The 11,841-nt window shown below is 71.2% G+C and carries 7 protein-coding genes and 1 pseudogene; 6 read left to right on the forward strand and 2 right to left on the reverse strand.

Annotated elements, in window-relative coordinates:
- Positions 1-218, reverse strand: a pseudogene (locus tag D3A59_RS26000) (tripartite tricarboxylate transporter substrate binding protein); the annotation flags it as partial.
- Between the two features lie 141 nt (positions 219-359).
- Complete coding sequence (locus D3A59_RS18015) at positions 360-1,658, reverse strand: gallate dioxygenase (RefSeq protein WP_119156718.1); 1,299 nt, start codon at positions 1,656-1,658, stop codon at positions 360-362.
- A 284-nt stretch (positions 1,659-1,942) separates the two neighbouring features.
- On the opposite strand from D3A59_RS18015, the gene D3A59_RS18020 reads away from it, so the two are divergent.
- From D3A59_RS18020 to D3A59_RS18045, 6 genes are all read left to right on the forward strand, one after another.
- Positions 1,943-2,854: a LysR family transcriptional regulator gene (locus D3A59_RS18020; RefSeq protein ID WP_119156719.1), complete on the forward strand. Its 912-nt coding sequence runs from the start codon at positions 1,943-1,945 to the stop codon at positions 2,852-2,854.
- 117 nt (positions 2,855-2,971) lie between these two features.
- Positions 2,972-4,204, forward strand: coding sequence for an efflux RND transporter periplasmic adaptor subunit (locus tag D3A59_RS18025; RefSeq protein WP_240636111.1), 1,233 nt, complete (start codon positions 2,972-2,974; stop codon positions 4,202-4,204).
- A gap of 13 nt (positions 4,205-4,217) precedes the next feature.
- Positions 4,218-7,364, forward strand: a complete 3,147-nt coding sequence (locus D3A59_RS18030) for an efflux RND transporter permease subunit (protein ID WP_119156721.1) — start codon at positions 4,218-4,220, stop codon at positions 7,362-7,364.
- A 335-nt stretch (positions 7,365-7,699) separates the two neighbouring features.
- On the forward strand, positions 7,700-9,973 hold the full coding sequence (locus D3A59_RS18035) for a TonB-dependent receptor (RefSeq protein WP_119156722.1): 2,274 nt from the start codon (positions 7,700-7,702) through the stop codon (positions 9,971-9,973).
- Positions 9,974-9,987: 14 nt separating this feature from the next.
- The gene (locus D3A59_RS18040; RefSeq protein ID WP_119156723.1) at positions 9,988-10,674 is read left to right on the forward strand and encodes a Fe2+-dependent dioxygenase; all 687 of its coding nucleotides are present in this window, start codon (positions 9,988-9,990) and stop codon (positions 10,672-10,674) included.
- A gap of 10 nt (positions 10,675-10,684) precedes the next feature.
- Positions 10,685-11,815 carry an alpha-hydroxy acid oxidase gene (locus tag D3A59_RS18045; protein ID WP_119156724.1) on the forward strand — a complete coding sequence of 377 codons (1,131 nt, stop codon included), beginning with the start codon at positions 10,685-10,687 and terminating at the stop codon, positions 11,813-11,815.
- Positions 11,816-11,841: the final 26 nt, after the last annotated feature.

Genomic DNA, 11,841 nt, shown 5'->3' on the forward strand with positions numbered 1-11,841 from the left:
CCGCCCGGGCGGTTCTCGACGATGACCGGCTTGCCCCACTTCTTCTGCAGCTTCTCGGCCAGCATGCGCAGCACCGCCTCGGGGCCGGCACCCGCGGGGAAAGGGGTGATGATGCGCACCGGCTTGGTGGGGAACTCCTGCGCGTGCGCCGCACCGGCACCGATCAGGGACAGCACGGTTGCGGCTGCAGCGGCCATCAGGGCGAGAGGTTTCTTCATGGGATGTCTCCGATAGTTGTGTGGACGGCGCCGCCGGGGGTGCGCGGGGCCGCGGGCTTGCGCGATCCCGGTGCGCACCGCACGAGACCCGGGAGCAGGCCCTCGTGCGACCTGTCCCGCAGGCGCCCTTGCGGGCTCAGGTCAGACTTTTTCGCTGTGCTTGTCCCAGGCGAGGCTGGCCGCGTCCTTGCCGGCTACCGAGTACAGGGCCCCCGGCGCGTTGCGCGTGGCCTGGAACTGCTCCAGGGTCTCGCCGCGCATCGCCGCGTAGATGTGCAGGTTGGAGACGCCCACCACCGCGCCCAGCTTCTCCAGCACGAAGAACGAGGCGCCGTAGTGGATCAGCGCGCGCCAGTCGCGGCGGCGCACCAGGTCGCGCTCCTGCTCGGTGAGGCCGGCATCCTCGAAGGCGGCCTCGGGCGTCTCGAGGAAGCGCGTGCGCTGCGCCGGGATCACCAGGTCGTGCAGGAAGCGGTTGAGCCGGTAGGCCTGCACGCTGCGCGACAGCGTGAAGGGATAGGTGCCCTGCAGCTTTTCCGCGCCGCGCAGCTGCTGCGCCATCACGTCGCGGTGCCGCTGCAGGATCGGCTCGGCCATCCTCCCGGCCGTGTTCTCGTAGATCGCGGTGGCGATGCCCGTCATCGACGGCAGGTAGTAGCTGCGGTGCCGGCAGTTCACCTGCGCGCCCAGGGCGCCTCGCATCGTGAGCCACATGATGACCTCGGCGCCCTCCAGGCCGCCGAGCTCGGCGTACTCGGCCTGCGTCATGCCGGCCAGCTGCTCGGGGTCGCGCTCGAACAGGTCGAGGAAGCGCTGGTCCCACTCGGTGTTGTTGAAGCCCGCGCGCTCGCCGTGCACCTGGTGCGACAGCCCGCCGGTGGCCACCACCGCCACGCGCAGATCCTCGGGGTAGCTCTCGATCGCGCGGCGCAGCGCCTGGCCCAGCTTGAAGCAGCGGCGCGCCGTCGGGATCGGGAACTGCAGCACGCCCACCTGCAGCGGCACCACCCGCACCGGCCAGGCCGGCTCGCTCGGGCACAGCATCGACAGCGGCGAGAAGCAGCCGTGGTCGAGCGCCTTGTCCTGGAAGAAGGACATGTCGAACTCCTCGCTCATCAGCGACTGGCCGATGTGCGCCGCCAGCTCCGGATGGCCGCCCACGGGCGGCAGGTCGCGCGCGCCGCCGCCCTCGTCGGCCACCGACCATTCGGCACCCACGCCGAGCGCAAAGGCCGAGTAGTGGTCGAAGAAGAAGGAGGTGATGTGGTCGTTGTAGATGAACAGCAGCACGTCCGGCTTCTGCTCGGCGAGCCACTGGCGCACCGGGTCGAAGGCCTCGAAGACCGGCTTCCAGGCCGGATCGGCGCGCTTGTCGCGGTCGAAGGCGAAGCCGATGGTGGGGGTGTGGGACGCGGCGATGCCGCCGATGATGCTTGCCATGGGAGTTCTCCGTCAGTCAGCTCGTGCTTCGCCCGTCAGCGGGGCAGCGAAGGGCGGGCGGCCCCTCGCGGTGCAGCGCTTGCCGACGCGTCGGGGATGGAAATCTTCTTCTTCGCCAACACCGCCTGTCTCCTTGAGATGCCATCCGCGACTGCCGGCTCGAGCACCTCGATGTGCAAGGCCGCTTGATCGTCGTCACGAGGCCGTGACTCTAGGGACGGCACTGCCGGCCAGTAAGATGACGGAAAGCAAGGGGCGATAACCGAAAGGCATCAGGGATAACCATGAAGCTGCATTCGCTGCGCGCGCTGGTCGCCGCCGTGGAGACCGGCAGCCTGCGCAATGCCGCGCGCAAGCTCGGCGTGTCGCAGCCCGCGCTGACCAAGGCGATCCGCGAGCTGGAGCTGGAGCTCGGTGCGCCGCTGCTGCTGCGCTCGCACACCGGCGTGGCGACGACCGCGCAGGGGCGCGTGCTGGCCGACCGCGCGAAGTCGGTGGAGCGCGAGCTGGCGATCGCCGTGGACCAGATCCGCCAGCTCGGCGGCGAGATGGTCGGCAGCCTGCATGTCGCCGCGGTGCCGCTGGCCCTCACGCTGCTGGTGCCCGAGGCGCTGCGCACCTTCAGCGCCAGCTACCCCGGCATCCGGCTGCGCATCGACGAGGAACTCTACATGGCGCAGCTGTCGCGGCTGCGCGCCGGCGAGGTCGATGTCGCCGTCGGACCGGTGCCGGCGGGCCTGCCGGCCGGCGAGCTGGTGGTCGAGCCGCTGATGCCGATCCAGATGGTGGTGGTGGCGGGAAATTCCTCGCACCATGCCAGGGCCCGCTCACTGTCCGAGCTGGCGGAGGCGCGCTGGGTGTTCACCGGCACCTCGGCCGATGCGGGCTACGCGCGGCACCTCTTCGCCGAGCACGACCTGCCCGCCCCCCGGGCCAGCGCCGTCGTGAACTCGACGCTCGGCCTGGTGGCGCTGATCTCCGGTGGGGAGTTCGTCGGGCTGATGCCCCGGCAGATCGCCACGCACCTGCTGGCGGCCGCCTACATGAAGATCGTGCCAATCCGCGAAGGCGCGCTCGAGGCCCGCATCGCCGCGATGACGCGGCCGGAGAGCGCGCTGGTGCCCGCGGTGCGGCACTTCATCGCCCACCTGAGCCGGGCCGCGCACCACTTCGGACATCTGGAAGCGCTGGCATAGCGGCGGGATTCCCCGGGGCCGGTCCCTTCGGGCCGGAACGAGCGGCAGCAACATTTCTTCAAGCCAGCTTTACATTCGCCCCCCAGCATGGCGGACCGATCCCCGCAGGAGTCCGCTGTGCCGTCCGCCCTCGCCTCGCGTCCGCTTCCCTGGTGGCCCTCCGGCCTGCTGCTGGCCGCCGCCGCCGCGCTCGCCGGCTGCAGCCAGGGCCAGGCGCAGCAGACCTCGCAGGGGGAGCCGAGGACGGTGGAGGTCGGCGTCGTCACGCTCGTCCCCCAGGCCGTTGCGCTGAAGACCGAGCTGGCCGGGCGCACCGTGGCGACGCGCTCGGCCGAGATCCGGCCGCAGGTCGGCGGCATCGTGCGCGAGCGGCTGTTCCAGGAGGACTCGTTCGTGCGCGCCGGCCAGCCGCTATACCAGCTCGACCCGGCCAGCCACGAGGCCGCGCTCGACAGCGCGGAGGCCGGTGTGGCGCGCGCGCAGGCCGCCTTGAACGCCGCGGAGCTCAAGGCGCGCCGCCAGCAGGAGCTGCTCGCGGCCGACGCCGGCAGCCGCCAGGAGCACGAGGCGGCCGAGGCCGAGCTGCTCAAGGCCCGCGCCGACCTGAAGACCGCACAGGCCGCGCTCGCGAACGCCCGCATCGAGCTCTCCCGCACCCGCATCACCGCGCCGATCGCCGGCCGCGTCGACACCTCCAGCGTCACGCCCGGAGCACTCGTCACCGCGAACCAGGCTGCGGCGCTGACGACGGTGCAGCAGCTCGACCCGATCTCGGTCGACATCCCGCAGAGCAGCGTCGAGCTGCTGAAGCTGCGCCGCCAGCTCGCCAGCGGCGCGCTGCAGGACGGAGAGCTGTCGATCCGGCTGAAGCTCGAGGACGGATCGGCCTATGCGCACGAGGGCCGGCTGCAGGTGCGCGGCGTGGCGGTGAACCCCTCCACCGGCGCGGTGACGCTGCGCGCGCAGCTACCCAACCCGGAAGGCCTGCTGCTGCCCGGCATGTACGTGCGCGCCGTGCTCGCGCAGGCGCAGGACCCGGCGGCGATCCTCGTGCCGCAGGCCGGCATCAGCCGCAACCCGCGCGGCGAGGCCACCGCCCTCGTCGTGGGCAGCGACGGCATCGTGCAGCGCCGCGCCGTCACCGTCGCGGACGTGGTGAACGGGCAGTGGCGCGTGACGCAGGGCCTCGCGGCCGGCGAGCGGCTGATCGTCGAGGGCGGCGGCAAGGTGCGCGAAGGCCAGGCGGTGCGCGCGGTGACGGCGGGCTCCCCGCCCGGCGGAAAGCCCTCCGAGGCGGCGGGCGGCGCCGGCGCACCGGGCGCGACAGGCCGCCCCGTCGCGAGCCGCTGAAGCGGAAGGCCCCATGGCACGCTTCTTCATCGACCGCCCCATCTTCGCGTGGGTCATCGCCATCGTCATCATGCTCGCAGGCGCCTTGGCCATCCGGCTGCTGCCGCTGGAGCAGTACCCCGACATCGCCCCGCCCCGCATCACCGTCAGCGCGAGCTATCCCGGCGCGTCGGCCCAGACCGTCGAGGATTCGGTCACCCAGGTCATCGAGCAACGGATGAAGGGGCTCGACGGGCTGCTGTCGATGTCCTCGTCGAGCAGCGCGTCGGGCGCGGCCAGCGTGGTGCTGGGCTTCGTGGCCGGCACCAACACCGACGTCGCGCAGATGCAGGTCCAGAACAAGGTGCAGCAGGCGATATCGCAGCTGCCCCAGGCCGTGCAGAACCAGGGCGTGACGGTCAACAAGGCCGGCACCGACTACCTGCTGATCGCCAACCTCACCTCCGACGACCCGGGCGTGACGGCGGCCGACATCGGCGACTACGTCGCCTCGACCCTCGTCGACCAGATCAGCCGCATCGAGGGCGTCGGCGAGGTCACCACGATGGGCTCCGGCTACGCGATGCGCATCTGGCTCAACCCGGCGCAGCTGCAGAAGTACGCGCTGATGCCCTCGGACATCAGCGGCGCGCTGGCCAGCCAGAACACGCAGGTCTCGGCCGGGCAGCTCGGCGCGCTGCCCGCAGTGGAGGCTCAGGGGCTGAGCGCCACCATCACCGCCCGCAGCAAGCTGCGCACCGTCGAGGAGTTCCGCAACGTCATCGTCAAGTCCTCGGGCGACGGCGCGGTCGTGCGCCTGGCCGACGTGGCGCGGGTGGAGCTCGGCCGGGAAAGCTACACGGTGCAGTCCTGCTACGACGGCAAGCCCGCCGCTGGCATGGGCGTGCGGCTGGCGACGGGCGCCAACGCGCTGGCCGTCTCGAGCGCGGTGAAGGCGCGGCTGGAGCAGCTCGCGCCCTTCTTCCCCGCCGGGATGAAGGCCGAGATCGGCTACGACACCACGCCCTTCGTGAGGATCTCGGTGAAGGAGGTGCTGGTCACGCTCGCCGAGGCGATGGTGCTGGTGGTGCTGATCATGGGCGTGTTCATGCAGAGCCTGCGCGCGACGCTGATCCCCGCCGTCGCGGTGCCGGTGGTGCTGCTCGGCACCTTCGGCGTGCTGGCGGCCTTCGGCTACTCGATCAACACGCTGACGCTGTTCGGCATGGTGCTGGCGATCGGCCTGCTGGTGGACGATGCGATCGTGGTGGTGGAGAACGCCGAGCGACTGATCCGCGAGGAGGGGCTGTCGCCGCGCGAGGCGACGCGGCGCAGCATGGGCGAGATCAGCGGCGCGCTGGTGGGCATCTCGCTGGTGCTGTCGGCGGTGTTCGTGCCGATGGCCTTCTTCGCCGGCTCCACCGGCGTGATCTACCGCCAGTTCTCGATCACGATCGTCTCGGCGATGGCGCTGAGCGTGCTCGTGGCGCTGACGCTGACGCCGGCGCTGTGCGCCTCGCTGCTGCACCCGGTGGGCCGGGCGCCGGCGCGCGGTCCGCTCGGCCGCTTCTTCACGGCTTTCAACCGCGGCTTCGAACGCAGCAGCGCGGCCTGGCAGCGCCTGGTCGGCCGCACGCTCGCGCGCGGCGGGCGCATGCTGGTGATCTACGCGGTGCTCGCCGCCGGCATGGCGCTGGGCTTCACCCGGCTGCCCACCGCCTTCCTTCCCGACGAGGACCAGGGCGTGCTGATGGCGATCGTGCAGCTGCCGCCCGGTGCCACCGACGCCCGCACCGTCGTCGTGCTGCAGCAGATCGAGGCGTACCTGGGGCAGCAGCCCGAGGTCGCCGGCCTCACCGCGGTGCGCGGCCTGGGCGGCGACCAGTCGAGCGGCATGATGTTCATCCGGCTGCGGGACTGGTCGCAGCGCAAGGGCCCGGGGCAGGACGCGCGCGCGCTGGCCGGGCGCTTCACCCGCGAGCTGTCGCGGGTGCGCGACGCGCGCGTGTTCGTGAACCTGCCGCCCGCCGTGCGGGGCCTGGGCAGCAACGCGGGCTTCACGCTGCAGTTGCAGGACCTGGGCGGCGCGGGTCAGCGGACGCTGCAGACGGCGCGCGACGAGTTCGTCGCGCTGGCCGCGCAGGACGGACGTCTCGTCGGCGTGCGCGCCAGCGGCCTGCCCGGCTCGGCGCAGCTGCAGGTGCGCATCGACGACGGCAAGGCCGCGGCACTGGGCCTGGCCACCGGCGACATCAACGCCACGCTGTCGGCTGCGCTCGGCGGCAGCTACGTCAACGACTTCATCGACCGCTCGCGCGTGAAGAAGGTCTACCTCCAGGGCGATGCGCCCTACCGGATGCAGCCGCAGGACGTGCTTGCCTGGCACGTGCGCAACGGCTCGGGCCAGATGGTGCCCTTCGCCGAGTTCGCGACGGTGGAGTGGACCAGCGGCCCCGCCAAGCTCGAGCGCTACAACGGCCTGCCCTCCTACGAGATCGTCGGCTCGGCGGCCCCCGGCGTCAGCTCCGGCGAGGCGATGGCGGCCGCCGAGGCGATCGTCGGGCGGATCCGCGAGAAGCTCGGCGCGGGCATCGGCCACGAGTGGTCGGGCCAGTCCTACCAGGAGCGGCTGTCGGGCTCGCAGGCGCCGGCGCTGTACGCGCTGTCGATCCTGTTCGTGTTCCTCTGCCTCGCGGCGCTCTACGAGAGCTGGGCGGTGCCCTTCGCCGTGATGCTGGGGGTGCCGCTGGGCGTGCTCGGCGCGGTGCTCTCGACCTGGGGGGCGGGCCTGTCCAACGACGTGTACTTCCAGATCGGGCTGCTGACCACGGTCGGCCTGTCGGCGAAGAACGCCATCCTGATCGTCGAGTTCGCGCAGCAGTTGCATGCGCGCGGCGCGTCGCTGGTCGAGGCCACGCTGCAGGCGACGAAGCTGCGCCTGCGCCCGATCCTGATGACCTCGCTCGCCTTCATGTCCGGCGTGCTGCCGCTGGCGCTGGCGAGCGGCGCCGGCTCGGGCAGCCGCCGCGCGATCGGCACCGGGGTGCTGGGCGGCATGTTCAGCGCCACGGTGCTGGGCCTGCTGTTCGTGCCGGTGCTCTACGTGCTGGTGCGCCGCCTCTCGGGCCACCGGACCGCGGCGGCGAGCGCCCGCCTGCAGGCCCTCGCCGCGCAGGAATGAAGACGACGCGGCACCAGATCCGTCTTGCAGCCTGGCCGCCATGTGCCTGACTCATGCCGTGAGCCGATGAGCGGCCCATCAGCCAAGCAAAAAGCCCCGTGCGGCTCGGGCTTCCGGACTAGGTGCGATGAAATCGACGGCATCCGGCACCCGAACGCTATTGAGTTTTGTTTGAGAATTATTATCATTCGCAACAAGTGGCCGCGCGTTCTATCGCCAGCGAGGCAGCGAGGAATACCGGGAAGGCTTCGGAGCCCTCCCGGTTTTGCCCGCCCCAGCCAGCCAAGAGCCCCGAGGTTCCTCCCCCCCCGAAATCCACCTCCAGGAATTGGTCCATGCCCCGCTCTTCCCGAGTTCGCCGCAAGTCCGCATCCCCCTCGAACTCGTCGACCCCCGTGTCGTCCACCAAGCCCGCCTCGCTGTCCGTCCTGATCCCGCTCGGTGCGCTGGCTGCCGGTTTCGGCAGCAGCGCCTGGGCGCAGACGCCCGCCGCCGCGGCCCAGGAAACCGTGCTGCCGCAGATCACCGTCAAGAGCAGTGCCGAGCCGCAGGGCAAGGAGGCCTACCAGGCCGTCACGACGACGATCGGCAAGGGCAAGCAGGAGTTGCGCGACATCCCGCAGTCGGTGACGGTGATGACCGAGAAGCTGCTCGACGACCGTCGCATCGACACGCTGAAGGAGGCGCTGCACCACACCGCCGGCATCACCTTCGCCGCCACCGAGAACGGCACCGACCAGGACATCCGGCTGCGCGGCTTCCCGGTGGCGACCGTCGGCGACCTCTTGATCGACGGCATGCGCGATCCCTCGCAGTACGACCGCGACGCCTTCAACTACGACCGCGTCGAGGTGATGCGCGGCTCCGCCTCGATGCTGTTTGGCCGCGGATCCACCGGCGGCGTGGTCAACCAGGTGACCAAGCAGCCGATGCTGATGAACCAGCACGAGGTGGAGCTCACCGTCGGCTCGCGGGGCTACAAGCGCACCACCGGCGACTTCAACTGGGTCACCGGCGAGGACGCGGCGCTGCGGCTGAACGTGATGGCGACGAAGGCCGACAACGGCGGCGCCGAGATCGAGAAGTACGGCATCGCGCCGACCTTCCGCTGGGGCATCGGGACGCGCGACGAATTCTCGATCGGCCTGTTCCATCTCGACGTGGACAACGTGCCGATGGCCGGCATCCGCTACCTCGGCGGCACCGTCGCGGATGGAATCGATCCGGGCAACTTCTACGGCACCTCCAGCGACTACCTGCTGGGCAAGGCGTCCTACCTGAGCGCCAAGCACACGCACCGCTTCGATGGCGGCGGCGAGCTGAGGAGCCAGTTGCGCAGCGGCACCTTCGACCGCTCGCAGTGGGGCACCACGGCCGGCTTCGCCGCCGGCACGACGGCGGCCAACCTGAGCGGCAGCACGGTCCTGACGCGCGTCGGCCTCTCGCCCCGCAAGGACGAGTACGAGGGCACCTATCTGCAAAGCGACTACAGCAAGGCCCTCCAGTGGTTCGGGCTGAAGAACGAAGTGCTGACGGGCGTCGACGCCTCCGTCGAGAAGGCCCATCGCTGGGGCGCGTGGGGCACGGTCGGGACCAACTACAACAAGGGCAACACCACTGTCGGCACGCCGAACGACGGCAGGACCCTTGCGGTCGCGCCCGTGTACCGTGACAGTGCCGACTACTCGGCCAAGGCGTTCGGCGCCTACGTCCAGGACCTGGTCCAGCTCGCCCCGGCGTGGAAGCTGCTGGCCGGCCTGCGCTTCGACCATTTCGACGGCGACTTCAGGCAGTGGACCTACCCCAACGCGCAGACCGACGTGGCGAGCGCGACGCCGCAGACCGGACTGTCGGATTCGATGGTCAGCCAGCGCTGGGGCGTGCTGTACCAGCCGACGCCCACGAGCTCCTACCACCTCTCCTACGGCACCTCGTTCAACACCTCGGCCGACACCTACCAGTACGTCACGCAGCAGACCGCGAACACGCCGCCCGAGAAGAGCCGCAACATCGAGGTCGGCGCCAAGCACGACTGGCTCGAAGGTGCGCTGTCGACGCGCGTGGCCGCGTTCCGCACCGAGAAGTACAACGAGCGCACCACCGACTCGGACTTCGCGGGGACGGCCTACACGCTGTCCGGCAAGCGGCACTCGGCGGGCGTGGAATTCGACATGACCGGGCGCCTGTCGCCGAAGTGGGAGCTCTACCTCTCCTACGCGCTGACGCCGAGCGCGAAGATCGACAAGGCCGGCAGCGCCGCCACCGCGCAGGCCTCCGTCGGCCAGCGCGTGGGCCTCACGCCGCGCCACAGCGGCAGCGCCTGGGTCAGCTACCAGGCCACCTCGAAGCTGCGCCTGGCCGGCGGCGTCAACGGCGTTTCGGAGAACCGGCCGCTGCAGGGCACGACCGGCGCGGCCAGCCTCACCGCCAAGGCCCCGGGCTACGTCGTGGCGGACGCGATGGCCGAATACAAGTTCACCGAAGCCACCTACGCCCAGCTCAACGTCTCGAACCTGGCCGACAAGACCTACGGCGACCAGCTCTACCCAGGCTTCTATGTCGCCGGCGCCCCGCGCACCGTGAAGCTGACCGTGGGCACGCGCTTCTGATCGGAGACTGAACCATGCTCCTGCACATCCGTGAAGTCCTCGGTCCCGAGCCGCTGCGGCAGGCGCGGAGGATCCTGCGCGACGCGCCCTGGGAAGACGGCCGCAAGACGTCCGGCGAACAGGCGGCGCAGGCCAAGCGCAACGAGCAGTTGCCTGAGAGCTGCGAGGAGACGCGGGTGCTGCAGGAGCTGGTGATGCGGGGACTGGAGCGCCATGCGCTCTTCTTCTCCGCGGCGCTGCCCAAGCAGGTCTCGCCGCCGATGTTCAACCGCTACGGCGGGGCGGCCGACCGCTTCGGCAACCACGTCGACAGCGCGGTGCGCTACCTGCGCAACGGCGCGGGCCGCGTGCGCACCGACATCTCCTGCACGCTGTTCCTGGCCGAGCCGCAGGAGTACGACGGCGGCGAGCTGGTGGTGGAGGACACCTTCGGCGACAAGCGCGTGAAGCTCGCCGCCGGGGACATGGTGCTCTACCCCGGCACCAGCGTGCACCGGGTGGAGCCGGTGACCCGCGGCCACCGCGTGGCCGCCTTCTTCTGGGTGCAGAGCATGGTGCGCAGCGACGAGCAGCGGCGCCTGCTGTTCGACATGGACACCCACCTGATGCGCCTGCGCAGCCAGGCCGGCGAAACCGACCCGGCGGTGGTCGGGCTGACCGGCACCTATCACAACCTGCTGCGCATGTGGATCGACACCTGAGCCTGCCTTCATGAAACCCGTTCCTTCGCTCGACCCGCTGCCCGAGGGGCTGATTTCACTGGCCGACCACGAGGCCCTGGCCCGCACGAGGCTCGACGAAAACGCCTGGGCCTACTTCAGCGGCGGCGCGGCCGACGAGATCACGCTGCGGGCCAACCGTCAGGCCTGGAACGAGCTGATGCTGCACCCGCGGGTGCTGCGCCCGCTCTCGGGCGGCCACACCCGGGTGGAACTGCTCGGGCGCACGCTCGCCCATCCCGTGATGCTCGCGCCGGTCGCCTTCCAACGCATGGCGCATCCCGACGGCGAGCTGGCCTGCGCCTACGCCGCCGCCGCACTGGGCGCCGGCCTCGTGCTGAGCACGCAGGCGAGCACGCCGCTCGAGACCGTGGCCGACGCTGTGCGCGACGACCCGGGGCGGGGACCGCTGTGGTTCCAGCTCTATCTGCAGCCGGACCGGGGCTTCAACCGGGAACTGATACGGCGCGCCGAGGACGCCGGCTACGAGGCGCTCGTGCTGACGGTGGACGCGCCGAGCAGCGGCGCGCGCGACCGCGAGCGCCGCGCCGGCTTCCGGCTGCCGCCCGGAATCTCCGCGGTGAACCTGCAGGGGCTGCGCCCCCCGGCGCTGGGGACGCTGGCGCCCGGGCAGAGCGCGATGTTCGACAGCCTGCTCAGGCACGCCCCGACCTGGGCGGACGTCGAGTGGCTGCTGGGTGCGACGCGCCTGCCGGTGCTGCTCAAGGGCGTGCTGCACGAGGCCGATGCGCGCCAGGCTGCCGCGCTCGGCGTGGCGGGCCTGATCGTCTCCAACCATGGCGGCCGCACGCTCGACACCGCCCCCGCCACGGCCTGGGCGCTGCCGCGCATCGCCGACGCGGTGGGCGAGGCCCTGCCGCTGCTCGTCGACGGCGGCATCCGCCGCGGCACCGACGTGCTCAAGGCCGTCGCGCTCGGCGCCCGGGCCGTGCTCGTCGGCCGGCCCTGCGTCTACGCGCTGGCGAATGCCGGCACGCGCGGGGTGGCTCATGTGTTACGCCTGCTGTGCGACGAGCTCGAGATCGCGATGGCGCTCACCGGCTGCGCCACGCTCGCCGAAGCGACGGCGGACCTGATCTTCACGCGGGCACCGCTGCGCTGAACCCGGTCCCGCCCGCCCCCCGGGAG

The sequence above is a fragment of the Caldimonas tepidiphila genome (genome assembly GCF_003569765.1).
Taxonomy (GTDB): Bacteria; Pseudomonadota; Gammaproteobacteria; order Burkholderiales; family Burkholderiaceae_C; genus Caldimonas; species Caldimonas tepidiphila.

Bases quoted from the DNA above. Each gene is read 5' to 3' on its own strand.
- D3A59_RS18015 (WP_119156718.1), bottom strand. From the start codon at position 1,658: ATGGCAAGCATCATCGGCGGCATCGCCGCGTCCCACACCCCCACCATC.
- D3A59_RS18020 (WP_119156719.1), top strand. From the start codon at position 1,943: ATGAAGCTGCATTCGCTGCGCGCGCTGGTCGCCGCCGTGGAGACCGGC.
- D3A59_RS18030 (WP_119156721.1), top strand. From the start codon at position 4,218: ATGGCACGCTTCTTCATCGACCGCCCCATCTTCGCGTGGGTCATCGCC.
- D3A59_RS18035 (WP_119156722.1), top strand. From the start codon at position 7,700: ATGCCCCGCTCTTCCCGAGTTCGCCGCAAGTCCGCATCCCCCTCGAAC.
- D3A59_RS18040 (WP_119156723.1), top strand. From the start codon at position 9,988: ATGCTCCTGCACATCCGTGAAGTCCTCGGTCCCGAGCCGCTGCGGCAG.
- D3A59_RS18045 (WP_119156724.1), top strand. From the start codon at position 10,685: ATGAAACCCGTTCCTTCGCTCGACCCGCTGCCCGAGGGGCTGATTTCA.